Source organism: Jiangella asiatica (genome assembly GCF_004349065.1).
GTDB lineage: Bacteria > Actinomycetota > Actinomycetes > Jiangellales > Jiangellaceae > Jiangella > Jiangella asiatica.
The window spans coordinates 1-26165 of the sequence record NZ_SMKZ01000058.1 but is presented as its reverse complement, the minus strand read 5'-3'; the positions used below and the strand labels follow the sequence as shown (position 1 = coordinate 26165).

Below are 26165 nucleotides of genomic sequence, written 5' to 3'. Positions count from 1 at the left end.
CTGATGAAGATCGCAATGGTGTCCGAACACGCCAGCCCGCTGGCCGTCATCGGCGGCGTCGACGCAGGCGGGCAGAACGTCCACGTGGCGGCGCTGGCCACGAAGCTGGCCGCACGCGGACACGACGTCACGGTGTTCACCCGGCGCGACGATCCGGACTCGCCGCCCCAGGTGACGACGCCGGACGGCTACGTCGTCGAGCACGTGCCGGCCGGACCACCGACAGAGGTGCCGAAGGATGAGCTGCTCCCGCACATGGCAGCGTTCTCTGCCTACCTGACCGACCGCTGGGCAGACGAACACTACGACATCGCGCATGCCCATTTTTGGATGAGCGGGCTGACGGCGGTGCAGGCCGGCCGCGCAACCAGGACTCCGGTAGTGCAGACGTTCCATGCGCTGGGAACCGTCAAGCGGCGGCACCAGGGCTCGAAAGACACCAGCCCGTCTGAGCGGATCGGCATCGAGCACACTCTCTGCGCCGAGGTCGACCACATCATCGCCACCTGCACCGCCGAAGTGGCCGAGCTGGCGTTGATGGGCCTGGGCGCCGGCCGCACGACCATCATCCCGTGCGGGGTCGATCTGGAACTCTTCGTGCCGACGCCGCCGCGGCCGGGCCCGCGGGCCGGCCGCCTGCTCACCGTCGGCCGGCTGGTCGAGCGCAAAGGGCTGGCCGACATCGTGGACGCGCTGAGCGAACTGCCCGGCGTCGAACTCCACGTGGCCGGCGGACCCGCCCCGGACGCTCTTGCCGCCGACCCCGAGGCACAACGGATCCGCGCCCGGGCAGCCGCGAACGGCACAGCCGACCGGCTACACCTGCTCGGCCGGGTGGCACGGACGGACATGCCGGCGTTGTTCGGTGCCGCCGACATCGTCGTCACCGCGCCGTGGTATGAGCCGTTCGGGATCGTCCCGCTGGAGGCGATGGCGTGCGCCCGGCCGGTCGTCGGCACCGTCGTGGGCGGCCTGCTCGACACGGTGGTGCCGGGCATCACCGGTGAATTGGTGCCGCCCCACCGGCCGGACCGCCTGGCTCAGGTGCTGCGCGAGATGCTGGCCAGCCCCCGGCGCCTCGACGCCTACGGCAGCGATGGTCTGCAGCGGGCCCGCCGGCTCTACGGCTGGGAGCGGATCGCTCGCGACACCGAGCGTGTCTACGCCCGGGTCGCCGCGAGAACTGGTCGCATTTCCTCGAAGGTCCCGTGATGACGTTTCGGGAGCCCAGTCACCAGGGACACGTCCGCCGCCTTGAATCGGCGATCGCACGGTTTGGCCCGTGCGCCGACATCGCCGACACGTGGGGCCGGAACCTTGCCGGCGTTCTCACCACCGACGGGAGGCTGCTCGCCGCGGGCAACGGTGGCAGCGCGGCTCAGGCCCAGCACCTGACCGCCGAGCTGGTCGGGAGGTTCCGGAACGATCGTCCGCCGTTCTCGGCCATCTGTTTGAGCGCCGAGACCTCGAGCCTCACGGCGATCGCCAACGACTACTCCGTCGAGGAGCTCTTCGCCCGGCAGGTGCAAGCACACGGGCGCCAAGGGGACGTGCTGGTTCTGCTGTCGACGAGCGGTCGGAGCGCGAACCTACTCGCCGCTGCCAGACGCGGCCGGGCCAGCGGACTGACCGTGTGGGCGTTCACCGGTCCCGAGCCCAACCCGCTGGCCGAACTCGCGGATGAAGCTCTATGCGTGCCCGCGCCGACGACAGCAACCGTGCAGGAACTGCACCTGGTCGCACTCCACATCATGTGCGCAAGCTTCGACGCCAAAGTCGGCGCTGACCTCGAGGTCGTGACATGACGGTCCGTCTCGCGGTGATCGGTGACGTCCTGCTCGACGTCGACCTAGTGGGTCGCGCCCGGTGCCTGTCACCAGACGCCCCGGTTCCCGTTCTGGACGATGTTTCCGAACAGGCCCGGCCCGGTGGCGCGGCGCTGGCCGCCTACGTCGCCGCATCCCGCGGCGCCGAACTGAGCCTGATCGCGGCGATGGCCGACGACGAACCGGCCGCCCGCTTGCGCGAACTGATCGGCGACGTGGTTGGTGTTCACGCCCTGCCCTACACGGGCAGCACGCCTGTCAAGCGGCGAATCCGTGCCGACGGTCAGTCCGTCGTCCGGCTCGATACCGGCGGCGAGCCCGCTCAGATCGGCGAGCTGACCAGGTCCGCTGTCGACGCGCTGTCGGCCGCGGACGCGGACTCGGTCTCCGACTACGGCCGCGGAGTCACGGCTGTGCCGAGCATCCGGTGGCTACTGACGACGCTTCCCCGGCAGCCGCCTGTGATCTGGGATCCCCATCCGCACGGAGCCGCGCCGATACCCGACCCACAACTGGTCACACCCAACGCCGACGAGGCCGATACGTGGGTACACCGCAGCGGAGCGCCAGCGAGCATTGACGCCGGACCAAACGGTGCATGGCCGCTCGCGGCCCGACAGGCCACCGCGCTCGTACACGGCCGCCGCCGCGATGGTGCTCGGCACCGGCCGCGTGACCGACGAGGCCGTCCAGTATGCCGTCGCCGATGCCACGAGGTTCGTCGGTACCGGCGCCGCCTCCGGGCTGACAGCGGACTCACCGGTCATCGGGCGGGACCGAGAGACCGGTCGCGACATCGCAGCGGCAGTGCGGGGCCCTCGGCGGCGCGCGATCGACACCAAGCTGCGAGAACTGACCACCAGGAGGACTACATGACTCTGGGAACCGTGCTGGTCACGGGCGGCGCGTCCGGACTCGGTGCTGCTGTGACGCACATGCTCGACGACGCCGGAGCACGCGCCGTCGTACTCGACCGGACCCCGCCCTCTGCGCCGGTAGAACACGTCGTCGCCGACCTGGCCGAGGCCGGTGCCGCCGAGGAGGCCGTGCGCACCGCCGTGGACCGGACCGGAGGCCTGGACGCCGTCGTCACCTGCGCCGGCGTCGACTCCTGTGGCCGGCTGGCGGACGTCCCCGCCGACGAATGGGAGCATGTAGTGCAGGTCAACCTCCTGGGCACCGTCCGGGTAGTCCGCGCCGCGCTGCCTGAACTCGAGAGGCGGCACGGCCGGGTCGTCACGGTTGCGTCGACGCTCGGACTGCGGGCCCTGAGCGACGCAACTGCCTATTGCGCGTCGAAGTTCGGCGTCGTCGGATTCACCCGAGCCTTCGCCGCGGAGACGGCCGGCCGCATCGGTGTGACGCTGCTGATACCTGGCGGCATGGACACCCCGTTCTTCGACGGACGCGATGAGCAATACAAGCCGCCCGCCGACGCCAAGCTCAACCGTCCGTCCGACGTCGCCCTCGCGGTCCTCTTCGCCCTCGACCAGCCGCCTGGTTGCGAAGTACGCGAACTCGTCGTGACCCCCTCGATCGAGAGCTCGTGGCCGTAGAGAAGGTTGCGCTCGTCTACCGGGCGCTCGGACTCGGCGACTTTCTCACCGGTGTGCCGGCATTCCGTGCGATCCGGCGTGCATTACCGAGGCATCGGCTCGTGCTCGCCACAGCCCCGGAGCTGGCGCCTTTGGCGCCGTTGACGGGCGCCATCGACCTGCTGTGGCCAGCCCGACCACTGGAACCGCTGCCGTGGCCCGCAGCACGGCCCGACGTCGCAATCAACCTGCACGGCCGCGGCCCACAAAGTCACGTCCTGCTCGCCACGCTGCGACCGCGCCGGCTGGTCGCGTTCGGCAACGACAAGCTCGGTGTCACTGGTCCGCCGTGGATGCGTGCGGAGCACGAGGTGCTCCGCTGGTGTCGGCTGGTGGAGACCGAGCTGCAGGTCGCCGCGCCGGTCGACGACCTGTTGTTGTCGCCGCCGACCGTGGCTTCGCCAGTCGACGGTGCGGTAGTCCTCCACCCAGGCGCCGCCACCGCCGCCCGCCGCTGGCCGGTGGAGCGATTCGCCGCGGTGGCCCGACAGCTCGTCTCACGCGGCGGGCGGCGACCAGTCGTGGTCACGGGGTCCGCGGCCGAAACCGAGTTGGCCGAAACAGTTTGCGTATTGGCCGGTCTGCCCCCCGCGGCTGTCCTAGCAGGGCGGACGCCATTGGACGAGCTGGCGGCCTTGATCGCCCGTGCTGCACTCATTGTCTCGAACGACACCGGCGTAGCCCACCTCGCGTCGGCGTTCCGCACGCCATCCGTCGTCCTCTTCGGGCCGACGCCGCCCAGCATTTGGGGGCCTCCGGCATCCGGCCCGCACATCGCGCTGTGGCACGGCCCTAGCGGTGACCCTCACGGTGACCACCTCGATCCGGCACTGGCCGCGATTCAGGTCGACCAGGTCGTGGCCGCCGCAGACGCCCTGCTGGGCGGCATCCGCGGGCAATAGTTGGGAGACGAGGTCGTCGAGCACGGCGTCCCAGTCCGTGAGGAACCGTGAGGAACCGTTTCACGCCGTACCGCGCCGTCGCCGCCTCGCGCGCCACCAGACCGGCCTCACGCGCCGCGTCCTGATCGCCGACGAACTGCCGAATCGCCGGGGCCGGCCTCGGCGGCTCGAGCGAGATGCATCCCGTTGACGACGACACCCGTCCGTTCCAACTCGCCGGTGTACTTGTAGCCGGGGTCGAGGATGCCGTTCTCGACGACGGTCGCCGGCGCCATGCCGTTGTCCCAGATCACGTTGTTGAAATGCGTCACGTGCACGATCGGGATCTCGCTCTGGTCGGCCAGCGGGTGGCGCGTCGTCACCGCGCCGCCGCCAGGAGTGTTGTGCTCCAGGTACACAGCCGGCACGTCGCCCCCGGTCGGCGTCCGAGCCACTCACGGCACAGCAGGGCCTCGTGCGGCCGCTGCAGCACGACGACGTCGATGTCCTGCTCGCGAAGAGCAATCCGCGGCGACTTCCGCGACATCCTGCGGCCACATGGACAACGACGTCATCCATGAACCATGTACATGCCACAACAAGGTCGGGGCGCCCGGCAACCGGAGTTCGGCATCGGCGCCAGCTGGGTCGGCTCGTCCAGGACGAGCGTGCCGAGCTCGCACGCCGGGTGGACCTTTACCGCGGGCTCCGCCTCGTTGCCCGACCAGAGGCGCGTGACCTGATTCTCGTCGACGACGGACTGGCCACCGGGGTCACAGCCGAGGCGGCCTTGCGGTCCCTGCGCGGCTACCGGCCGCGCCGGCTGCTGCTCGCGACCCCCGTGTGCCCGCCCGACACCGCGCGCCGCCTCCCGGCCATCGCCGACGACGTCGTATGCGCCACCGCCCTGGAAGGAATGGTGTCGATCGGCGCCTACTACGACGACTTCAGCCAAACCACCGACGACGAGGTCGACCTGCTGGCCGCGTCTCCGTCCCGATCGGCCACGACTGGCCGGGCAGCAGATGGCTTGCCCAGGAGCCCTTTATGGCGAGCTTTTCGCTGGTTATCTCGGCGCCAGCACCGGCGCCGCGGCAGCCCTCGTCGCCGCCTCGAGAACCGGCGGACGCGTGGGCGCCGTGGTGTCTCGTGGCGGGCGCGCCGCCCCGCCTGTTGACGCTCGCGAGGTGCAGCGCGGCCCGACCGCGACGAGCCCACGCACGATGAATCCGCCGACAACACCGGTGCTCGCGTCGCTCCACAGCCGCGCGGCGAGCCCCAACGTGCCTATCACCCCAAGCGCGAGGCCCAACGCTACAAAGCGAGGCGCAGCAGGTAAGAGGGCCTCGCTTCGACGGGTTCGCGACCAGTTCTGCGGATCTCGACCATAGTCGGTCGCGTAACGTATGCGCCGCGCCCACATACGCCTCGCCCCTGAGCTCACGGTCCGACCGGCTGGTACGGTCAGCGGTCCCGCGCACGTGCAGTGCGGCGCTCGTTCTCCTTGTCGATCGCATCGACGAGTTCGCCCTTGGTCATCCGGGAGCGGCCCTCGACGCCGAGCTTGCGGGCCGTCTCGTACAGGTCGCTCCTGGATGCGTTGGCGTCCACGCCGCCGGCCGTTTCGCGTGGTCGCGTCCGCGCCGACGGAGTTCGGCGGCTGGCTTGCGGATCCGATGGGCCCTTTCCGTCCTTCGGCTCCCAGTGGTCGCCGATTTTCTGGAACTGGTGCTTCAGCGCTGAGAACGCGGTGCGGTGGGCGCGTTCGCCTTCGCCATATGTCTCGACCGCCGAGTCATGGGCCTTGGCCCACACCTCCTGCGCCCGTTTCGGCGAACGTCGCAGTGTCGACGGCATGTCCTCTCTGGCTGGCATGGTCGTCGCTCCTCTCATCTCAGCTGGATCGGTGGCGGCCTCAGGTGTTCGGTGGCGCGTCACTGATGTCCGCTAGCGCGGAGTGCGGGTCCTCGGACCGTGCGAAGTCGCCGATCGAGACGACACCGACCGGACGTCCTTCGCGGTCGACCACCGGCAGCCGGCGTACCGCACGATCACGCATGGCGCGGACCGCGTCGTCGATGGTGGTGTCGGCCTGCGCCACCACGACGTTGGCGCTGTAGACCTCTCCTACGGTCACAGCATTGGGTTCCTTGTTGTCGGCGAGAACACGGATCACCATGTCGCGATCGGTCAGCACGCCACGCACGACACCGTCATCGACGACCACGACGTCGCCGATGTCGTTGTCTCTCATCACCTCAGCCGCCTGACGGACCGGAGCAGTCGTCGGCACACTCATTACCTGCTCAGTCATCACTTCGGCCACCGTACGAGTCGTCATGTCTCCTCCTCGGGACGGCATTGCACGCGTGCTTACGAACGGCCGATACCCGGGATCGGCTACGCCAACCGCCCCGTGTTAGGGCGCTCCGCAAGAGATCGCACGTCGAGGCGTCACGAGACCATGTCGACGACGATCCGCGCGACGGCAGCCGGGTTGGAGTACTGCGCCACGTGACCTGCGGCCGGAACCTGGACGCAGAACGCGTCGCTGAGGCCGTTGGCTAGGAAGGTCGTCCAGCGGCCAGGTGCGATCGGGTCGTGCTGCCCGCGGACAACGGCAACTGTCGTGAGGACACCACCGAGTTTGTCCTCGATGCGATCGGCCAAAAGATGACCGAAGGTTGCCCATGCACGTCGTAGACCGCACCGGGCATAGTCCCCCGCGAACACTGCCCACACCGAGGGACGTTCGAACGGAACGTCCAGCAGGAGCCGCACAATCTGACGAACCGGGTTGCGGGCACTCGAATCCATGGTCGGGCCGATGAGCACGAGCGGACCCACCGCCTCCGGCGCGTGCACCGCAAGATCGACCACCACTTGACAGCCCGCCGAGTTGGCCACCAGCGGCGCCCCTTCTCGTCCGCTGGCTCGCAACCACCCAGCCAGGGCGAGCGACAGACCACGCACGCCAAGAGCCGTCGCCGGCCCGCGACTTCGTCCAAATCCGGGCAGGTCAAGCGCGACAGCGCACAAGCCCGCCGACGCCAGCTCGCGGGCAAGCGGAAGATAGTACCGATGGGACACTCCCAACCCGTGGACGCAAACGATCTCGACGCCGTCGGCCTCACCCAGGACCGCTGCGTGCATCCAGTTGCCGCTGACAGCAGTGAACTCGTGCCCGCTCCACCGGCTCGAACATCGCAGACCCATGGCGATCTCATTCCCACTCCGAGCACCACGAAGCGTCGCGCGATCGAACGACCTCGGCCGCGAGACCTGGATGGCCACGTACTTGTGACGCTCACATGCTGACTCAGACCTGGCCGTACGGGGTGTGCGTCCGTAGTCCGGCAACACACGCCACCAGCCGGCAGGAGCACCAAATGAACCGCTGCGAGGTCTGCGGCAACGAATATCGCGACGCCTTCACCCTGCGCACCGCCGATGGCCAGGAATTCGTCCTCGACAGCTTCGAATGCGCGCCATCCACCGCTGCGCGCCGACCTGCGCCCACTGCGGCTGCAAGGTCATCGGACACGGCATCCAGGTCGGCGTGCAGGTGCTCTGCTGCGCCCATTGTGCCCAGCAGAGCGGCGTGAGGTCGTTCGCTCGACGTCATGCCGTCCCAGACTCCTTGTGGCTCGTCCCGCCACAGCGCCTCCTCGAGGCATCGTGTACGCACCGGAACAGGGGAGGAGATCGCCTTGGCTGGGACTCGACTTCCGGGGTGGGCTGGCGAGAGTTCGGTACTCGGATCGCTGGCCGAGAGATGGCCGAGAGGCGTCGCTGATCCGCCGTTGACGTCGATGGGAGCTCGGCCGCCAACCCCGGACGGCAATTCACAGGCGCCCGTTGCCGTAGTGGCGCAGGACCGGCGAGCGTGACTCGGGCCACCAGTGCGTCGAGCCGAAGACAGAGGCATGCAACAGCGATGCCTGCTCAGCCTTGCGAACGCAGACTGAGTCGCTGCGTTGTGCGTCGCGGGCATGGGGCTGCTGGTGCGCGGGAAAGGCCGATGCTGCGTGGGGCCATCGCGTCCTGACGCGACACGCGGTGCTTCTGTATGAGGTCACGCAGATACGGCTGTTTGTTCCTCGTGGGCGCGCCGAAGATCTTGCAGGAGTATGTGATGCACTTCCGCGAATCGCAGACCTGGCACTTCGTCCGAGACCAACTTCTCCGACCGATTCAGTGAGGCACCTCGCGTTCGCCCGGCAGGACGCCGCGACGCAGTGCCCGGCGCGTGGCTCCGTGCTGTGTGGGTACATGCCTTGACTTCCATGAGGAGGTTCACATGCTCACAATGACCGACAACGCCGTCTCCGCGATCCGTTCACTCGTCCACGAGTCTCACGTGCCTGAGGGGGCAGGTTTGCGCATCGCCCCCGTCGTCAAACAGGACGGCTCGCCTGCCTTCGCGGCGGAACTCGCGGCTGGCCCGGCGCCGCTGGACGAGGTGATCGACATCGGAGGCGCCCGGGTTTTCCTGGCGCCGGCAGCGGCGACCGCACTTGATCACAAAACGCTCGGTGCTCGAGTCAGCGAGCAAGGACAGGTGCGATTCCAGGTGAGCGAACGCGGCGAATAAGCACCCTGGTGCGGGGTGGCACAACCAGGCACGGGTCTACTCCACGTCGGAGGTCGGCTGTGCGGCGTGGGACGGCGATACGCCAGTCTCGACCAACGACTTGATCCGCTGCAGATCCTGCTTCAACTTGTGCCCGGGATTCGCGCCGGCAAACCGGGCCACGGCATGGCCGATCGCGCCGGCCATCGGGACGAGACCGCGGATACGAGTCAGGTGAGCCGATCGGTGACGTGGCTGACGCGGGATCGCGCGCGATGCGCGATGACGCGACTGAGCCTCACTCGAGGCAGGTTTCTGGCCAGAGCTCGCCTCCATGCTGCCCTTTTGCTGGCTACCTGGCATTCATGACGTCGTCGGACCGTGGCGAGGCTGAACGCAAGCGCGGTAGGTACGGCCGGGAGTGACGTACTACGGCGACGCCGGGGGTGATGCAGTGATCGAGGTCAAACAGAACGTGCCAGTTGGGCCGGAACAGGTGGATTCGGTCTCGCGGACTGCTGGGCCTTCACCGGCTGGGTTGTAGTGGCGGCGCACCGAGAAGCGCCGCGCTGGTCCACGATCACCGTGGCCCTGCTGCGCGGGGGCATCGAAGGCAGAGCCAATAGTCAAGACAAAGCGCAGGACGAACAGCTTCTCGACCGGTTCGACGACCGACATCCAGCCGTCACGGTCGCCGGATCGATGCCTAGTCTCAACCGCTGTCCGACGGCAGCTCCTGACTGGATTTCGACGCAACGGGAATGACATGGGCATGGCAACCTTGACGCCCCATCTCGTGCATGGCGCGCTCGCCGGTGCAGCCGGCACGACGGCATTGAACGCGACGACGTATCTCGACATGATCGCCCGGGGTCGACCGAGCAGTTCCACGCCGCACGACACGGTCAAACGCATAGCCGAGCTCATCGGTGTCTCGTCAGCCGGCGACGAAGCCAAGCGGGAGGCGCGTCTGTCCGGCATGGGCGCGCTTCTCGGCGTCGCCGTAGGCGTAGGGACTGGTGCAGTGCTTGGCGTGGCGCAGGCCGGGAAGTGGACCCGATCGCCACGGGCCACCCTGTCGGCTTGGGTCCTCGCGACGCTGGCTGGCAATGCTCCGATGATCGGTCTGCGCGTCACGGATCCGCGTCGATGGAGAGCTCTGGACTGGGCGGCCGATGTCGTGCCACATGCGGCCTATGCTGTCGTGGTTTCCCTCGCGCTTGAGCGGCTCGACGATCGAAGCCATCGAAAGACCTAGCCGGGTGACGCCGGGCCGCGGTGAGAAGCTACCTGGTCGCCTTCTGAGCGGGTCGAATGTGAGCGCCGTGGTCGTGCTCGCATGATTGGCGCGCTCGTGTGGGTCCTGGTCAGGACGAGCATCCATGCCCGCGACACCATTATCGCGGTCGCGGACGCGACATGGGTCCAAGAGGTGTGGGCCGGCCGCGACATCTGATGGCATGGTGGGCTGTCGTCGCGAAGTCGCTGTGCGGTCTTGGACACTCATGCCGCTTCTGTTTCCCGTCTTCGGCGTCGCCAATCGGGGCCAGGATCTCGCTACCGCAGACCCTCGATCTGAGCCGTTCACCGAATGGTCACGAGAGCTCGTGAGTATGGGATGTCGATGAGCGAAGCCGAGAAGAACGAACAGCAGGAGAAGGCTCTCGATGCCGAGCATCAGGATCAGGACTCCGAGCCGTCGAACAATGCTCCGGACGACGGGCGTCCGGACCTGACGAAGGCATCGGACGAGCGTCGCGACGCGAACGAGAGGTAGCCAAGGACACGAGTGGCCGGTGCCGGAACCGGTCAACGCAGACAATCACGCGAAACAGTGACCGTGAGGTGGCCGACCGTGACCAAGCTGACCGACCCTGGCGCCGTCCCGGAGGCGCTGAACGGTCTGGACTCCCGGCCAGCAAGCAGCAGATCGGTGTGTCGTCGAACGATCCCGTGCCGGTGAACCGGTAAAAGCCGCTGTACGGGCGTTGCCGTGGGCAACTAGGCGAACCGAGAAAAGCTGGCAGATCCGAGCGAGGTCGTGTCGATCGGACGCCACGGGTACATTTCGCCATCGGTGACAGTGAATCCTAGCCTGGCCAGTCGTTCCAACACCTCGGCGCTTCCGGTGGCGGGTCGTCACTGTACCGGTTGATTGCCTCGACTATTGTTGTGCCGGAATCACCCATACCAACCCGGACTTTCGCATCAAAGTTATCGGCGTCCTCGAAAAACTGCGAAACCGCGGTCGTCGGCATTGATCTCGGCAAGGACGTCTCGAAAATGAGCCTGCCGCTCCGACCGTCGCATGTTCGAGCCCATAGCAATCATCTCGGCCGTTGAATTGTCGGCGGTCACCGTCGGGCCGGCGGCGGAAGCCGCCGCCACGGCGACCAGCTGGTCCCCTCGAGCGTGGCCGTCCACCATGAGTCGGCCGTCCGGACCGCGGCAGTGGCCGTCCCCGTCGCTCGGTCCGCCACCAGAACCGGGGCGGAGTCCGCGCCACCGGGTAGCTCGCCCGGGACGCGTACCCACTCGCTCCATCCGTGCGTGTCGTCGAACTCCGCGCCCCAGATGTTGCCGTCCGCGCCACGCACTATGACGTCGAAGGAGCTCTCGTCCCTCGACGCCAGGGCCGGCGCCGACGTCGCCCCGCCCGGCGGTGCGCCGACCGGATAGCTGCGGTTCCAGGACCGGTTCCACCACGTGAGCCAGATCTGCCCATCGCTGCCGACACTGGCCAGGTCGAGCTGGAGCGGCCGGCGCCCCACACCCGACGGCGCCGAAACCTGTCCGACACCGTATCCGCGCTGGTCCGGAGCGAACCAGCCGATCCAGCTGCCGCCGGCCTGCCACGCGGTGCTCCACACCCTGCCGTCCGTGCCCAACACGTAGATGTCGAGGTTGTCTGACGTCCGCGCTGCTGCCGACACGCCTCCTGGCGCGACCCCCGGGGGCGGCGAGCCGCGGTCGTCCCACGCACTCCAGTGCCCGTCGCGTAGAGCGGTCTGCCACACCGTGCCGTCCGTGCCGATGGCGAAGACGTCGACGGACGTTCCGTCCCGCGAGACGGCCCCGGGATGGCCGACCAGACGCTCCGGTGGGGGTGGCGGCGGATCGAGCAGCTCACACGTCTCGTCCGTGCACGCGGTCGCTTCGATCCCGCCGTCGACCACGTCGAGCACCACCAACCGGTCACCCAGCTGTGCCGCCGCCGCGCCGTCGGCGGTCAACGGCGAGTCGATCCAGACCCGATCGACTCCGACGACCTGGTCGGCGCCGGTCAACTCGATGGTGTTCGCTCCGGAGCGCAGCGGCAGCGCGACCGTGGCGAACTGGCCGGCCTCGAAGCCCTCGGAACGTCCACCGACCGGGACTGCGACGGCGACGGGCTCCCGTCCGTTCACCCGGACGTGAAGCCTCGGACGCTGCCCGGTCTCCGCGCGCACCCAGACGTAGACCGGAACCGTGCCGGCTCGGTTCGAGGTCACCGAGAAAGTGACCGAGTCGCCGTTCTCGATCCTGACGTAGCGGCCTCCGGAGGCGGCGCCCGACCGGACCTCCCGGGCGCCCGTTCTGTCGGCGTCTTCCGCCTCGTGGAACCGCCCGCCCGGATCCCCGGAGGGGAGCAGCCGGAAGGCGTCCTCGGGCAGCGAGTGACCGAAGTCCGGCGTCCCGTCCGGGCGCCAGGTCACCGGCCTGGCCTGGAGAACACGATCGCCGCCGGTGAGTTCGGTCGTCGTCTTGATGTGATAGACCACCCAGTCCTCGCGTTGGTCCGGACTGGTGAACCAGATCATCGACGCCGGCCCGTACACACCGGCATCGTCGTCGCGGGCGACGACGCAGTCGTCGGACTTGGTCCAGGCCGCCGGATCACGGAGGTCGTCGCCCACGTCGGCCACAGCCATACCGACGCAGTAGTCGGGAGACTCGTATCCTCCGGCCGAGAACAGGAGGGCGACCCGGCCGTCTCGGACCACGGCCGAGCCACCCTCGACCAGGCACCGCCCGTTCGCGCACTCCCAGCCGTCCGATCCAGGCTTCAGTATCGGCGACCAGCCGGTGGCCAGCGTCCACGGGTCGGCCAGCTCCGCGAGGAAGATACGACCTTGCGAGGTCTGCGTGAGGTACAGCCGGTCGCCCACCCTGACCGGACTCGCCGCATATCCATGACCATCGCCTCCGATCTCCGGGGCCGGCGACGAGAACATGGCCTTGAACCGGTACGGACCCAGAGGATCGTCGCCCTCGCTCTCGAGAACGAACGGGATGGACGTCGTCACGCTCGAGCCGTCGTCCCCCCAGCCGTACAGATACCACCGGCCGTTCCATGACAGGAGCCAGGACCCCAGCCCGACCCGCGACCTGACCTCCGCCGGGCCCTGCCCGCCCTCCCACACGACCTGATCGGGCGCGTGGTACAGGCCGTCGAGACTGGACGCGACCCGCATCACGATCGAGTCGGCGAACCCCTCCTTGTTGTACGTGAGGTAATAGCGGCCGTCGTGCGTGGTGATCGCGGGGTCCGCCGACACACCGGGCACCAGCGGCATCTGCACCTGGCCGCGTCCGGGCGAGTGGCCGGCAGTCGTCAGGTCGGCGTCGGCCGCTGCGGGAAGACCGTCCAGCGGCCGCGACTCCGGCGGGGTGAGGGCGGCGGCCAGCAGTGCCGCACCCAGGACCGCCCCCCACGCTCGACCACGCGCCACGATGGCGCGGCGGGACAGCCTCATGACGGGGACTCCTTCCGGCGAGGGCACCAGGGGCGACGACCTTCGCTGAGTGAGCCTCAGTGTCAGCGCCACGAACGGCGCACACCAGGGCCAATTGCGAGATAGTGGTCGGCGCGCCAAGGGCGGGCGAGAGGAGCGCGTCGGCCGTCCCGGCGCCCCTGGGGTCACCCGATCAGCGCGCGGCCGCCGTCGACGACGATGCGCTGACCGGTCACGAAGCCCGCCTCGTCCGAGGCAAGGAAACTCACCGCGTGGGCGATGTCCTCCGGTGTACCCATGCGTCCCGCGGGGACCGAGTTGAGATACGCGGTTCGGATCTCCGCAGGCACGTCAGCGTGCCGCTCGACGGGGATGAACCCCGGCGCGATCGTGTTGACCGTGATCCCGTGGGGTGCGAGCTCACGCGCCCAGCTCCTGGTGAGGCCGATCTGTGCGCTCTTGGCGGTGGCATAGGCCGACCGGCCGGGAGGCGGCCGGTCGGCCACCTCCGAGTCGATCTGCACGATGCGACCGAACCGCCGGGCCCGCATCCCGAGGAGTACGGCGCGGCCGAGCAGTACGGGGCTCTTGACGAAGAAGTCGAGCTGTGCCCGGTGGTCGTGCCACGTCACTTCACCCAGCGGGGCTTCGGGCTGTGGGCCGGTCGCGTTGAGCACCAACACCTCGACGGGGCCGATGCGATCAGTGATCGCCGCCACGAGCTTGGTGACCTGCTCATCGTCAGTGACGTCGGCGGGAAAGGCATCGGCGACGCCGCCGTCGTCACGGATGGCGCGAGCGACCTCGAACATTTGAGGTTCGCCGGGCAGGCCGTTGACGGCGACGGAGAGCCCGTCGCGCGCAAGGCGGCGTGCGATGCTGCTGCCCAGACCTCGCGAGCTACCCGTCACGAGGGCGACACGCCGGCCGTCACCCGTCTGCGGGCCGTTCACTGGTCGTCCACGCGACGGCTGCTCCTGAACTGGGGCGTTCGGCGCTCGACGGTATGCCCGGTTGTCGAAAGCCGCGACCGGCTGGATACAACGTCCACCGGGTTCGACTCGGGGCGCAGGACCTTCACGCCTGCCTCCTCGAACGGGGCAAGCAGCTCGTCAGGCACATTGGATTCGACGGAGAGGTGCGTCAAAGCCGTGACCGGGGCGACCTTGAAGGCGCCACCCGTCCCGAGCTTGTCCGAAACGGCGAGGCCGACGACCCTGCCGGCGGCCGCGACCATCGCCGATCGCACGAGTGCCTCCTCGTGGTAGGGCGATGAGATGCCCTGAGTCACGTTGACGCCCCAGATGCCGAGAACGCACAGGTCAGCGGTGAGGTTGTTGTACGCCTCGACGGTGGTGGCTCCCACGCAGACCCGCGAGAACGGGTCGACCCGGCCGCCGATCGAGATGACGTCGTCGGGCTCCTTGGCGATGAGTGCCGCCGCGATCGAGGGAGCGTGGGTCACGAAGGTGGCGGGATAGTTCGACGGGAGCGCTTCCACGAAGAGAGCGGCTGTGCTTCCGCCGTCGACGATCACGAGCTGGTTGGACTCGAGGAGTCCGATCGCGGCGCGTGCGCTCTGCGTCTTCTCGGCAACGGACTGTTCCTGGCGCTCGGCGTAGGTGCGGGGCACGTGGGAGGCGAGAACGGCGCCGCCGTGCACGCGCTCCAACATGCCGGCGTCCGCGAGTTCGTCGAGGTCGCGGCGGATCGTGTAGGCAGACACGCCGAACGTGTCGCCGAGCTTCGTGGCATGGACCTGACCCTGTGAGCGCAGCAACGCGAGGATCCGGTCGTGTCGCTGAGACTTCAAGAGGTTGTCTTCCAGCGCACTCTCGGGCATCTCCATGTGCGCGATTATGCCGCAATAGGCGTGAAAATGCGAGGTCGCACAGGCTGATTGTTGCGAAGCCGTGCAGATTGCGATAGCTTCCGGGGCGAAACGCAACCAAACATGCACAAGCGCAACGGAGCTGAGGCCATGGACTGGACATCCCTGCTCGCGGCGCTCGGTGGAGGCGCGTTCGGCGCGGCCATCGGTGCTCTCGCTGCGTTCATCTTCTGCGGTGTCGCTCTTCTCGTCGGTATCGCGATCGCACTCGGCGGTGGAGGCACGACGTTCGTCGATGCAGTCGCGCTGGGGCCGTTCTTCGGCCCACACGTCGCGTTCGCCGGTGGAGTCGCCGGTGCCGCCTATGCAGCCCGACGCAACCAGCTGGCCGACGGGAAGGACATCGGCTTCGCATTGGCGGAAATCGGCAAGCCGGGGCCGTTGATCGTGGGTGGGGTCTTCGGCGCCGCCGGGTACCTCGTTGTCGATCTTCTCGGACCCACTCTCGCGGGGCGCACCGACTCCATCGCCCTCACCGTCGTCGCCCTCGGCGTCATATCTCGAATGGCGTTCGGCCGGAAAGGGCTGTTCGGGAGCTGGCCACGGCGGCCGAGCCTGCGCCAGCGCTTCGCCTCCACTGCCGAGGAGGCTTGGGTGCCCCACCAGAGGCACTGGTCTCAAGCTGCCACGTTGGGTGTCATCGCCGGGCTGCTCGCCAGCTACGCGACGCTCGAGATCAGCGCATCGAACCCCGACCTGGAGAGCGTCGCCGTTCCTACCGGCTTCGCGGTCTCGGCCGTCTCGCTCGTCTTCGCCGCCATCGGCATAGGAGTGCCCGTCACCCACCACATGACGCTCACGTCGGCTGTGGCTGCGTCCGCTTCCGGCAACCTCGTGATCGGCGGCCTCGTCGGGGCAGTGGCCGGAGTTCTCGGAGAGTTCTTCGCCCGCGCTGTTCAGAACCCTGGTGACACACACATCGACCCGCCCGCGAACACGATCTGGTCGTTGACCGCAGTCGTCTTCGGCGTCGACGCGCTCGTCACCGGCCTTTGACCAGGAAGGCAAGATGATCACAACGCAGTTCATGCTCACGAAGAACGACGTCACGATCCCCGATGCCTTCGAGGTCTATGACGAGGTCGCCCGGGGTCTCACTGCTGAGGAGCTGCCCTATGTCGGGTTCAAGAACGTCGGGCTTCCCGTCGGCGCACTCCGTGAACTTGGTGCCGCGATAGCCGGTGACGGGCGAAAGCTGGTCATCGAGATCGTCGGTGCCAGCGCGGACGCCGAACACGAGGCGGCCGCACTCGCCGTTGAGCTGGGCGCGGAATGCCTCATAGGAGGTACGCACACGGCCGCTGTCCTCGACGTGGTCGAGGGAAGCGGAGTCGGATACTTTCCGACGGTCGGAGATCTCACCATCGAGCCCGGGCGGCTTCATGGTGCGATCTCCGACATCGTTCGCGACGTCCAGACAACGATCGAGACGCCGTACGTGGACGGCGTGATGCTGCTGGGTTATCGCTACGTGGGCGATGTTCCCGCGTTGCTTTCTGCGGTCGGTCGAATCCCGGACATCGCCGTGGTGAACGCTGGATCGGTCGACAGCGCGGAACGCATCCGTGAACTCGAGCGAAACGGTTACTGGGCGTTCACCATCGGCAGCGCGGTGCTCGATCTGACCTTGCCGGCCGGACAGAGCATCGAGGACCAGCTGCGGTGGGTCCTCGACATCGCGAGGTGAGTCGCTCTGGCGCGGACGTCGTGTACTCAGACCAGAGGTCGAAGGAGCCCTCATGACCAGGTACATCATCGGACTCGACAACGGGACGACGAGCGCACGTGCAAAGCTCTACGACCTCGACGGTGCCGTCGTCGCCGAGGCATCCCAGGAGTACGAATGCGAGTACTCCAATCCAGGCTGGGTCGACCAGGACATCACCATGCTCGACGAGGCGAATCTCACGGTCTTGCATGAGATCGTGCGGTCTTCAGGGGTCGACCCGCTGGCGATCTCGTCGTTGGGATTGTCGACGCAGCGGGGCCTTCACCTCTACGTCGATGACCAAGGCAGAGTGCTGCGCAATGGCCGGGGCCTGTCGTGGCAGGACGCCAGGCACCCGAAGCAGCTCGACCAGCTGCGAAGCGACATCGGTGAGCAACGGTTCTACGCCATCACTGGTTTGCCGATCAGCGCCTTCTGGCCCATCGGGAAGATCTTGTGGATGCAACAGAACGAACCAGAGGAGTACGCGAAGGCGAACAAGATCCTCACGACACAGGAGTATTTCCTCCGCCAGCTGAGTGACATCGACGACTGGTGTATCGACTGGTCCAACGCTTCATTGACCGGTCTGATGGACGTCGAGCGACTCGAATGGAGCCAGGAGATCCTGGACGCCGTCGGGATCCGTTTCGATCAGCTTCCCAGAATCGTTCCGTCCGGTCGCCAGGTCGGCATCATCCGCGATGCCGTGGCAGGGCGGACGGGGCTGCCGGTCGGCCTGCCGATATCGACCGGCGGCGGAGATCAGCAATGCGCCGGCATCGGCGCGGGAGTCATCGAGCCGGGGCTGTGCGAGCTCACCATCGGCACGGCCGGCAACTCCGTCGCCTACCTCGACAGGCCGGTCAGCGATCCGCAGCGGGTCATCACCCGCTCGGTGCACGCAACGCCGGAGCCGGTCTGGGAAGCCGAAGGCATCCAGGCCGCAGCCGGGGCCGCCTATCGCTGGTTCCGCGACAACATCGGATACCTGGCGCGCTACATCGAGCCGTTCACTCGGATCGATCCATATGTCATCCTCGACCGACTGGCGGCGAGGTCGCCGTGTGGCGCGAACGGCCTGATCTTCCACCCGTATCTCGCCGGGTCCATGACGCCGCACTACGACGAACATGCCAGAGGCGGATTCCTCGGCCTCACGCTGAAGCACGATCTCGGTGATCTCGCCAGGGCGGTTCTCGAAGGGGTTGCGTACGAGGCGCGGGAAGTCCTTGCCGCCTACGACGCCATGGGACTGGACCTGAAGGAGATCCGACTCGCCGGCGGGGCGACGAAGTCCGACCTCTGGTGCCAGATTCAGGCCGACATCTACGGCAAGCCGACCTCGATCCTGCAGGAGGGCGAGTGCGCCGTTCTCGGGGCCGCGATCCTCGGCGCGGTCGGTGCGGGCATCTTCGTGGACGTCGAATCGGGGGTCGCGAGCATGGTCCATGTCAAGCAGACCTACCAGCCGGATCCCGGCCGGCACGAGCGGTACAGCGAGCTCTGGAAGGTCTTCGGGAACGTCTACGAGGCCCTGAAGGCTGCGGGTGTCTACCGTTCCCTGTCCGCGGCACAGCAACACTGATGGCGGGCGACGGTATCGGCGAAGCCCCCGCGCAGGTCCGGAGGCCGCTGTAGCACGGGTTTCAAGTCCGAGAGAGCCGGAGCCCTCGAATGGGATCCGGCTCTCTCGTCCTCGCGAAGCGGCGAGGTCTCAGCTGTCGGGGTCAGCGAACCTGACCTTGTGTATCCCGAGGTCACTGCGGAAGAACCCGGTCGTGTGAGCGTAGGTGATGTACTGCACCAATCCGTTGTCCTCGGCATATTCAGGATGGGCGAAACCGGCATAGCTGACCGAGCCGAAGCCCTCGCCGGCCGATGGCACTGCGGTACCCAACACGCCAGCCTGTGACCATGGTCCCTCTGGGCGGTCCGCGACGCGATAGAGGAGGTCGTTGCTCCAGAATCCGCTGTGAATCCACATGAACAGCTCGAGCTCCGGATTCCAGAACACCGACGACCCCGCGGCCCCGCCGCTGAGGGTCTGCGCTGGGCCGCCGTTGGTGTCGACCGGCAATGCCACCCGGCATTCTGCGTCCGCTGCCCACTTCTCGGGGCACGCCTTCTTGTCGCGCTCTGTCCCGGCGTAGAACTGCCAGGCCTGGCGATCGAAAACGTAGGCGGGGTCGTTCGTCGGCACCCGCGACAACGCGCAACCTGATGCGCGCTCCTCGAAGCAGCCGTAGGCGTAGATGTAGCCGTCATACAGGAAGAATGCGTTGTCGAACTTCGTGTCTTGGGTCGCGGGGTCGTCGTCATAGGGCCAGAGAGCGGTGGGGATCGCTGGGTCTGTGGCGTTCGTGATGTTGATCCGTTCCCATCCGTCGCCGTCGGCGGTCGTCTCCGTCCATTCGGCGATGCCGAGGCCGACGCCGTCGAACAAAAACGCTCTGCACGCCTCGTTGCGGTCGATGACATCCTGCTCGGTACAAGGGATGGTCTGACCGGGGTTGTCGGGGTCGGGCCGGTCCTCGGCGAGCGCGTGATACCGCTTGATCAGGTTGTAGAAGGACAGGATGCGCTCGTTGTCCGGGTCGGCGATGATCCCCGCGCCCCAGATCGCGTACTCGTCGCCGCACTGCATCCACTCCACGCCAGCCGCCGGCTGGCATCCCGCCGTTGCGGCGTCGGTGTCGAGATGCAGTTCGTTCCAGGCCTCCTCATCGGCGTTCAGCTTCCAGGCTTCCTGCGGCCCGTTCCCATCGCCGTCGAAGACCCATTCGGTGACGTTGTCGCTCATGTCGAGATCGGTCGTGCGAGCGGCGGTGTTGCCGAGGAAGCGCTTGCCGTCGCTGTTGGGCTCGGTCAACCCGGTGTCACCGTTGGACCAATAGGAGAACCTCAAACCCTCACCGTTGTCGTAGAGAGTGCTCTGACCGTTGTCGTGGCCCATGATGATGGGCGGTTCCTCCAGTGGGCTGTAGACAGTGCCGTCGAGGGCCGTGAGATGACGGGGACCGGCGTTGAACACCTCCGACAATTCGACCTCGGGCAGTTCCGGAGCCTCGGCAGAACGACTTCGGTCTGCGTCCTGTGCGTTGGCGGGCACGCTGACCGCGCCGACGGTCAGCAGGAGCGCGGCCGAGGCGAGGACAGCTCGGGCGCGGTGGATCGGGAGGCGGGCGGGTGGCGGCATGGTCGGACTCCTTCGTCGTGTGCCCGCGGCCTGCTGCCACAGGCGTGTCCATCGGCGGCCCAACAACTGCAACCCTAGTATGGAAGTATGCCTTCAGTGAAGATCGGACCGATGGCGAGTCTTCGGGCTGCGTGACGTGCCGGAGGATTTCCCGCGTGTCCGGTGACGATCTGGCCGGCAGCGTCGCCGGGGTTCGCCGGTGGGGCGTAACGGCGGCGACGGGCGAAGCTAACCCGCGCAGCTACCGGCTGCACTATTGAGCGTGGCGGTGGAGCGCATAGGTGACGACGTCCCCGACCAGGATCTGGCCGCACTGGCTCGGCTGGGCGACAAGAAGGCGTTCGCCATGCTCGTGGGCCGCCATTGCGAGACAGCTCGCCGGCTGGCGGAGACCGTGCTGGGTGACCGGGACCTGGCCCGCGATGCGAGCCAGGAGGCGATCGTAGTGGCTCTGGTGAGCCTCGACCGGCTGGCGAAACCAGCAAGCTTCGGTTCGTGGCTGTGTGGCATCGCATTGAACGTGGCGAGACGATGGCTCCAGGAATCCCGCCGGGTCGCGGGCGTCCCGAGTGAGAACCACCCTGATCACGGGCCTGGCCCGGACGAGCTTGCCGAGGCTGCCGTCGTGGCTGAGCGCGTTCGTGAGGCCGTCGCCGAACTCGCGCCGGGCCAACGTGACGCGGTCATGCTGTTCTACCTCCAAGGGTTGAGTCATCGCGAGGTGGCGGCCGAGCTCGGGATCAGCCCAGGCGCCGTCAAGGCACGTCTCCATCAGGCTCGAGGTGTCCTCGCGCCTCGGCTCTCCGCACTTGTCGAGAAGGAGCCTCGGATGACCGACGAGAAGGCGCCCGAACCGCGCTGGGTCGACGTGACGATCGCGGGCATCCGCCGCCCGGGGGGCGACGACGCGTACCTGAAGATGCACATTGTGATCTTGAAGGAAACCGGTGGGGCGAGAGAGCTGCCGATCGGCGTTCTGGCCACGAACGCCGTCTATCTCGCGGTGATTCTGGAGAGTGTGGAGATGCCACGCCCCATGACCCACCAGTTCGCCGCCGGTCTACTCGGTGCGGCCGGCGGACGCGTCGACGAGGTGCGAATCACCCGACTCGTGGAGGGGTCCTTCTACGCGGTCGTCGTCGTGGACGGACCCGTAGGCCGGCGCGACGTCGACGCCCGGCCGAGCGACGCGCTCAGCCTCGCGAGCATCGTCGGCGCACCCATCCGCGTCGACGAACGCATCCTCGACGATCCGTCGGCCACCGGTTACACGGCGTGGCGCGATTACCCCACCACGGAGTCGGACCTGGCGAACGAGGCGCGAGAAGCAGTCGCTGGCCGTACTGCCGGGCGTGCTCGCGAAGACGACCGCTGAGCGCGCACGTCGACGCCGAACCCTCCTGGTTCCCGCGCTCGGGTTCGGCCCGGTCGCCCGCGACGACGCTGGTCGCGGTCACCTCCGAGCTGGCATCGTGCTCGCCATCGTCACCAGCCGGCTACGTGGGCGTCGAGCTGGTGGAGGTGAGCGGCAACGGTCGGCTGTCGACGATACGTTTCATGACGATGGTGGAGGTGAGTCGCCGTACGCCCGGCAAGGTGGCGAGTGTCTCGTCGCGCATCGCCGCGTATCCGGCGAGATCAGGGGCGAGCACGCGTAGAAGGTAGTCCGGGTCACCGAACAGCCGTTCCGCGTGCCGCACGTGCGGGACTGCGGCGAGCCCTGCTTCGAACGCAGTGATGGTGGCGGCGTCTTCGCGGTCCATGGTGATGGCGACGACGACCTCGAAACCGAGCCCGACAGCGGCTGGGTCCACCTGGGCTCGGTATCCCTTGATGACTCCCGTCCGCTCCAGTTCGCGCAGACGCCTGTGACACGGCGCGGGGCTGAGCCGGACTCGCTGGGCGAGCTCCGTGACAGTCAGCCGCCCTTCGGACTCCAGCTCGGCAAGGATCTGTCGGTCGATCGCATCCATGAGCTTGATTGTTTCACTACGGCCGCGAATACGGCAAGAAGTAGCAAAATCACTGCCCCCTGATCGCTTTATCATTGCTCGCAAGCAGCACACAGGTGAGAGGGAAGCGGATTCCGTCGATGGATCAGGTGTCGGATTGGCTGCCAGTCGCGGCGGCGGTTTTCGGGGTGCCACAATTCCTGCCGCAGCTCGCTCGCGTCTGGCGCGCCGGCGACCTTTCCGGAGTGTCGTGGTCGTGGGCGACTCTGACCAGTGTCAGTAACGGCGGATGGATCATCTACTTCGCGCTATCCGGATTCTGGACCGCTCTGGTGCCGGCGATCTCGGCGGCTGTGCTGGCGGGCGTGCTCGCCATCCTGCTCAGCAGCCGAGGTGGCGTCCCGCGCCGCCCCGCCGGGGTAGCGGCGGGCTGGGCGGCCCTGCTCGTCCTCGCATGGCTGACCACCGGCCGGGTCGGGATCGGCACGGTGCTGACGGTGTCGTTCGTGCTTCAGGTGGCGCCGTCAGTGTGGACCGCCTACCGAACGCCGCGGCCGACCGGAATCTCCCGCGGGACCTGGCTGCTCATACTGGCCGAGCTGCTCTGCTTCGGCATCTACGGAATTCACAACTCGGACCCGCGCCTTGCCGTTCTCGGCTCGACGGGCGTTGCCGCCAGCCTGCTCATGCTCGGTCGAGCCCAGCACGCTGTGGTGACCGCCGCGCGATGTGCCTGAGATGGTGCCCACAGACAGTAACGACCAGGTGCGTCGTCAGCGCCACTGCCACGGGCACGACCGGAGGGAAGGCCACTGCAGCGGCCAGCGTGGCCACCCATGCCGCGAGTGCTGTTGCGGTGCGGAGCGGTCGGCCGAAGGTCAGCAGCACGCTGAGGCGGATTACGTCGAGCGCGCTGCCGTCAGCGTGCACGAGCAGCAGTGGAGCCCACACCCAGGTACCGGCGACGGCCAATCCGAGCAGGACCGCGCCCGCGAGTACCGCGACGCGCTGCCAGCCAGCGGACTCGGAAACGATGAACAGGACGTCGACGGCCACGACGCCGGAGGCGGCGAGTACCACTGCCCCGACTGCGATACCGCGTCGGCCGTGTCGCACCAGCTCGCGAGGAAACACCGTGAGGACCGAGTCGCCCTGGTCGTCTCTCCGTCGCTCGACCACCGCGACAGCGGCGGCGAGGGCCAGAACACACGTGACGGCTGGCGCGGAGGCGAGCAGGACCAGAGCGCCGAGGATGACGGTGTCGGCGAGGGCGGACAGCGCTGAGCGCAGCGGACTCTCCGATGCTCGCGGGCGAGCAGGACCACTCACGCGAACTCCCGCCAGGCGCGGGAAAGCCGACCGAGACCGTGGACGATGACCTCGGGGCGGGCGGCGAAGGCGACGCGCACATGGTCGTCCAGCCTGTCCGCGCAACTGAATGTCGGCCCGGCGAGAATCGACACTCCCAACCGGCCGGCATGCTGTGCGAAAGCGGTCGCGCTGCCTTCCGGCAGCCGGATCCACATGGACGCCCCCGCATGCGGGACGGTCGGTTCCCAATCAGGCAAGGAGTCGGCCAGCAGTTCGAGCAGTATCTCGCGGGAACGGCACAGACTCTCCTGCCGTTGCTGGCGGGCAAGTGCCATTTTCGGCATCAGGCTCGCCGTCAGGAGCTGGGCGAGAACCGAGGTCCCCAGATCCTCGCCGCCCTTCACGACGGTCAGGTGATGAATGAGATCACCGTCGCCGCGTAGCCAGCCCACTCGCAGGCCGCCCCAGAAACTCTTGCTGGCCGAGCCGATGGTGATCACTCGAGCGCCGAAGCCGTGGATCGGTGGCAGCGGGGCATCGTCGATGGCCGCGTCATTCACCGCTGCGTCTTCCACGACCAATGTGTCGACGTCAGCAGCGATCCTGGCCAGCGTGGCACGGGACTGGGCGCTCATCACGGCCCCCGTCGGATTGTTGCCGCCCGACTGGACGAAGATCATGGCAGGTGAGGTCTGGTGCGCCAGTCGGCGGAGCTCGGCGAGGTCGATGCCGTCGGGACCGCTCGCCACCGGGACGAGACTCGCTCCGATCGACCGTAGGGTCTCGATGGCTCCGCGGAACGTCGGCTCCTCCACGAGAACCGTGGCACCAGGTTCGAGCACGGCCGATGAGACCAGCCTGAGTGCTTGCTGAGCGCCCGACGTGATCAGGACCTCTGCGGGCTCGGTCGGCAATGCGAAGTCCTCGAAGTACCGTGCAACGGCCTCTCGCAGCAATGGCAGCCCGTGTGGCAGATATCCGTGCGAGCTGACGAGGTTCTTCATGTCCGCACTCCCCAGGTGACTCATCTCGTCCGCGACCATGGGGAGTCCGGGAAGCGCCGCGCTGCGTAGATCGATCAACCCCTTGATGGGGTTGGAGTCCAGGAACGTGTTCAGCCGGCTGTCGCCACGGGCGGCACTGTGCCAGCCGGCACGGCTCACGTACGTGCCGGCGCCCTGCCGGCTGACGATCAGCCCTTCGTCGCGAAGTTGGTCCATGGCCGTCACGACCGTCGAGCGGCTCACGCCCAAGGCTGAGGCGATCGCACGTTCTGACGGTATGCGAACACCATTGGGAATGTCGCCGGCGTGAATCAACTGTCGGAATCGCTCGGCCAGCTGCCGGAAGAGCGCTCCGTCGTCACGACACGACCAGTCACCCAGAACTCTGGTGAGCCTTTCACGACTCCACGATCTGTCCACTTGGCCTCCATTGGCTCTGGTGACGGACCGTTTCGCGGCTCAGTATCGCCTCATGGTCCGCCCCCGGCAACATGACGGGCGTTCCGGCAACGACAAGAGAGGCAAAGTCCCAGTGAGCATTACACGCGAATCCGTGCTCAAGAGTCTGCGCGCAAAGATCGATTCCGGGCAGGCCGTCCTCGGGGGCGGTGCTGGTTCTGGATTGTCTGCGAAAGCACAGGAGCTCGGCGGCGTGGACCTGCTGGTCATCTACAACTCCGGGCGCTACCGGATGGCCGGGCGCGGCTCGCTCGCTGGGCTGCTCGCGTTCGGCAACGCGAATGATGTCGTGCGGGAGATGGCTGCCGAGATCGTCGGCGCGGTGAAGACGACACCCGTGCTTGCCGGGCTAAACGGCACCGATCCGTTCATGAACCGGCAGCGGCTGCTGCGAGAGGTTCGCGACCTGGGCTTGGCCGGAGTGCAGAACTTCCCCACGGTGGGGCTCATCGACGGCACATTCCGTCAGAACCTCGAGGAGACGGGGATGGGTTACGGCCTCGAGGTCGACCTCATCCGGGCAGCCGCGGTCGAGGGTTTGCTGACGACACCGTATGTCTTCTCGACCGAGGATGCCGCCGCGATGGCCGAAGCAGGGGCGGACATCGTCGTGTGCCATCTGGGGCTGACCACGGGCGGCACGATCGGTGCCGAGACGTCACGGACGTTGGACGAGTGCGTGACGGCGATCGATGCATGGGCAGCAGCGGCTCGTGAGGTTCGAGACGACGTGATCGTGCTGTGCCATGGAGGTCCGATCGCCGATCCCGAGGCAGCAGGTTACGTGCTGGAGCAGACCGACGGCGTTCACGGGTTCTATGGCGCCTCGTCGATGGAGCGGCTGCCGGTCGAGATGGCCATCTCCGAGCAGGTACGGGCATTCGCGCGGCGCCTGCACCGCGATCACATCGGGGGAATGGGAGGCACCTCATGAGCACATCGTGGACGGCGGCGCAGATGAAGCGGCGGACGTTCCTGAGCGCCGTCGGCCTGGCCGGCGCCGGAGCGGCGTTGTCCTCGTGTGGGGGGTTCGCGGGGAGCGGCTCGGGCG

General features: G+C 67.6%; 24 protein-coding genes and 3 pseudogenes. 15 read left to right on the top strand and 12 right to left on the bottom strand.

Annotated elements, in window-relative coordinates; all coding sequences use genetic code 11:
* Positions 1-3: 3 nt before the first annotated feature.
* The 4 genes from E1269_RS27165 (at position 4) to E1269_RS27150 (ending at position 4323) form a co-directional block, all read left to right on the top strand.
* Positions 4-1212: a glycosyltransferase gene (locus E1269_RS27165; RefSeq protein ID WP_420810678.1), complete on the top strand. Its 1209-nt coding sequence runs from the start codon at positions 4-6 to the stop codon at positions 1210-1212.
* Positions 1212-1805, top strand: a complete 594-nt coding sequence (locus E1269_RS27160) for a D-sedoheptulose-7-phosphate isomerase (RefSeq protein WP_131900503.1) — start codon at positions 1212-1214, stop codon at positions 1803-1805. The genes E1269_RS27165 and E1269_RS27160 overlap by 1 nt, the downstream gene beginning before the upstream one ends.
* Before the next feature lie 893 nt (positions 1806-2698).
* A complete protein-coding gene (locus E1269_RS34435; RefSeq protein ID WP_131900529.1) occupies positions 2699-3382 on the top strand; it encodes an SDR family oxidoreductase in 684 nt (227 codons plus the stop codon).
* Positions 3373-4323, top strand: coding sequence for a glycosyltransferase family 9 protein (locus E1269_RS27150; RefSeq protein ID WP_131900501.1), 951 nt, complete (start codon positions 3373-3375; stop codon positions 4321-4323). The genes E1269_RS34435 and E1269_RS27150 overlap by 10 nt, the downstream gene beginning before the upstream one ends.
* Positions 4324-4508: 185 nt before the next feature.
* Here the strand turns inward: E1269_RS27150 and E1269_RS34430 are convergent.
* The 4 genes and pseudogenes from E1269_RS34430 to E1269_RS27125 all read right to left on the bottom strand — a co-directional run.
* Positions 4509-4877: pseudogene (locus tag E1269_RS34430) on the bottom strand (glycosyltransferase family 1 protein); the annotation flags it as partial.
* 889 nt (positions 4878-5766) lie between these two features.
* Positions 5767-6177, bottom strand: a complete 411-nt coding sequence (locus tag E1269_RS27135; protein WP_131900495.1) for a ChaB family protein — start codon at positions 6175-6177, stop codon at positions 5767-5769.
* 40 nt (positions 6178-6217) lie between these two features.
* Positions 6218-6616 carry a CBS domain-containing protein gene (locus tag E1269_RS27130; protein ID WP_275264648.1) on the bottom strand — a complete coding sequence of 133 codons (399 nt, stop codon included), beginning with the start codon at positions 6614-6616 and terminating at the stop codon, positions 6218-6220.
* A gap of 140 nt (positions 6617-6756) precedes the next feature.
* A complete protein-coding gene (locus E1269_RS27125; RefSeq protein WP_203434122.1) occupies positions 6757-7596 on the bottom strand; it encodes an alpha/beta fold hydrolase in 840 nt (279 codons plus the stop codon).
* 95 nt (positions 7597-7691) lie between these two features.
* Between E1269_RS27125 and E1269_RS34425 the strand changes: the two are divergent.
* Positions 7692-7924, top strand: a pseudogene (locus E1269_RS34425) (Prokaryotic metallothionein); the annotation flags it as partial.
* A gap of 42 nt (positions 7925-7966) precedes the next feature.
* Here E1269_RS34425 and E1269_RS34420 read toward each other — a convergent pair.
* Positions 7967-8230: pseudogene (locus tag E1269_RS34420) on the bottom strand (hypothetical protein); the annotation flags it as partial.
* Between the two features lie 372 nt (positions 8231-8602).
* Between E1269_RS34420 and E1269_RS27115 the strand changes: the two are divergent.
* Positions 8603-8896, top strand: coding sequence for a Fe-S cluster assembly protein HesB (locus E1269_RS27115; RefSeq protein WP_131900489.1), 294 nt, complete (start codon positions 8603-8605; stop codon positions 8894-8896).
* Between the two features lie 36 nt (positions 8897-8932).
* On the opposite strand, the gene E1269_RS32540 is transcribed toward E1269_RS27115, so the two are convergent.
* The gene (locus tag E1269_RS32540; RefSeq protein ID WP_162606651.1) at positions 8933-9082 is read right to left on the bottom strand and encodes an SRPBCC family protein; all 150 of its coding nucleotides are present in this window, start codon (positions 9080-9082) and stop codon (positions 8933-8935) included.
* A gap of 565 nt (positions 9083-9647) precedes the next feature.
* On the opposite strand from E1269_RS32540, the gene E1269_RS27105 reads away from it, so the two are divergent.
* Positions 9648-10133: a hypothetical protein gene (locus tag E1269_RS27105; RefSeq protein ID WP_203434121.1), complete on the top strand. Its 486-nt coding sequence runs from the start codon at positions 9648-9650 to the stop codon at positions 10131-10133.
* Positions 10134-10499: 366 nt separating this feature from the next.
* Entirely contained in the window at positions 10500-10652 is a 153-nt protein-coding gene (locus E1269_RS32535; protein ID WP_162606650.1) for a hypothetical protein, read from the top strand.
* Positions 10653-11229: 577 nt separating this feature from the next.
* Here the strand turns inward: E1269_RS32535 and E1269_RS27100 are convergent.
* The 3 genes from E1269_RS27100 to E1269_RS27090 all read right to left on the bottom strand — a co-directional run bounded on the left by E1269_RS27100 (position 11230) and on the right by E1269_RS27090 (position 15439).
* Positions 11230-13611 carry a family 43 glycosylhydrolase gene (locus tag E1269_RS27100; protein WP_131900485.1) on the bottom strand — a complete coding sequence of 794 codons (2382 nt, stop codon included), beginning with the start codon at positions 13609-13611 and terminating at the stop codon, positions 11230-11232.
* Between the two features lie 164 nt (positions 13612-13775).
* Entirely contained in the window at positions 13776-14501 is a 726-nt protein-coding gene (locus E1269_RS27095) for an SDR family NAD(P)-dependent oxidoreductase (protein WP_203434120.1), read from the bottom strand.
* Between the two features lie 38 nt (positions 14502-14539).
* Positions 14540-15439, bottom strand: a complete 900-nt coding sequence (locus E1269_RS27090; RefSeq protein ID WP_131900481.1) for a DeoR/GlpR family DNA-binding transcription regulator — start codon at positions 15437-15439, stop codon at positions 14540-14542.
* A gap of 51 nt (positions 15440-15490) precedes the next feature.
* On the opposite strand from E1269_RS27090, the gene E1269_RS27085 reads away from it, so the two are divergent.
* From E1269_RS27085 to E1269_RS27075, 3 genes are read left to right on the top strand one after another with little or no spacing between them, the layout of a single operon-like run.
* Positions 15491-16477 carry a DUF7973 family transport facilitator gene (locus E1269_RS27085; RefSeq protein WP_131900479.1) on the top strand — a complete coding sequence of 329 codons (987 nt, stop codon included), beginning with the start codon at positions 15491-15493 and terminating at the stop codon, positions 16475-16477.
* A gap of 31 nt (positions 16478-16508) precedes the next feature.
* The gene (locus E1269_RS27080) at positions 16509-17168 is read left to right on the top strand and encodes a hypothetical protein (protein WP_131900477.1); all 660 of its coding nucleotides are present in this window, start codon (positions 16509-16511) and stop codon (positions 17166-17168) included.
* A gap of 52 nt (positions 17169-17220) precedes the next feature.
* Positions 17221-18777, top strand: a complete 1557-nt coding sequence (locus E1269_RS27075; RefSeq protein ID WP_131900475.1) for a xylulokinase — start codon at positions 17221-17223, stop codon at positions 18775-18777.
* Positions 18778-18906: 129 nt separating this feature from the next.
* Here the strand turns inward: E1269_RS27075 and E1269_RS27070 are convergent, their stop codons facing one another.
* Positions 18907-20388 (bottom strand): DUF4185 domain-containing protein, encoded by a 1482-nt coding sequence (locus tag E1269_RS27070; protein WP_131900474.1) that lies wholly within the window; start codon positions 20386-20388, stop codon positions 18907-18909.
* Positions 20389-20650: 262 nt separating this feature from the next.
* Between E1269_RS27070 and E1269_RS27065 the strand changes: the two genes are divergently transcribed.
* Positions 20651-21763, top strand: coding sequence for a bifunctional nuclease domain-containing protein (locus E1269_RS27065; RefSeq protein WP_131900472.1), 1113 nt, complete (start codon positions 20651-20653; stop codon positions 21761-21763).
* 121 nt (positions 21764-21884) lie between these two features.
* Here E1269_RS27065 and E1269_RS27060 read toward each other — a convergent pair whose 3' ends face one another.
* The gene (locus E1269_RS27060) at positions 21885-22361 is read right to left on the bottom strand and encodes an Lrp/AsnC family transcriptional regulator (protein ID WP_131900470.1); all 477 of its coding nucleotides are present in this window, start codon (positions 22359-22361) and stop codon (positions 21885-21887) included.
* 74 nt (positions 22362-22435) lie between these two features.
* Between E1269_RS27060 and E1269_RS27055 the strand changes: the two genes are divergently transcribed.
* Both E1269_RS27055 and E1269_RS27050 read left to right on the top strand, forming a co-directional pair.
* On the top strand, positions 22436-23077 hold the full coding sequence (locus E1269_RS27055; RefSeq protein WP_131900468.1) for a hypothetical protein: 642 nt from the start codon (positions 22436-22438) through the stop codon (positions 23075-23077).
* A gap of 187 nt (positions 23078-23264) precedes the next feature.
* Positions 23265-23624 carry a hypothetical protein gene (locus E1269_RS27050; protein WP_131900466.1) on the top strand — a complete coding sequence of 120 codons (360 nt, stop codon included), beginning with the start codon at positions 23265-23267 and terminating at the stop codon, positions 23622-23624.
* Between the two features lie 41 nt (positions 23625-23665).
* Here E1269_RS27050 and E1269_RS27045 read toward each other — a convergent pair whose 3' ends face one another.
* Positions 23666-25075, bottom strand: a complete 1410-nt coding sequence (locus E1269_RS27045) for an aminotransferase-like domain-containing protein (protein WP_131900464.1) — start codon at positions 25073-25075, stop codon at positions 23666-23668.
* A 133-nt stretch (positions 25076-25208) separates the two neighbouring features.
* Between E1269_RS27045 and E1269_RS27040 the strand changes: the two genes are divergently transcribed.
* The gene (locus E1269_RS27040) at positions 25209-26048 is read left to right on the top strand and encodes a phosphoenolpyruvate hydrolase family protein (protein WP_203434119.1); all 840 of its coding nucleotides are present in this window, start codon (positions 25209-25211) and stop codon (positions 26046-26048) included.
* Positions 26049-26165: the final 117 nt, after the last annotated feature.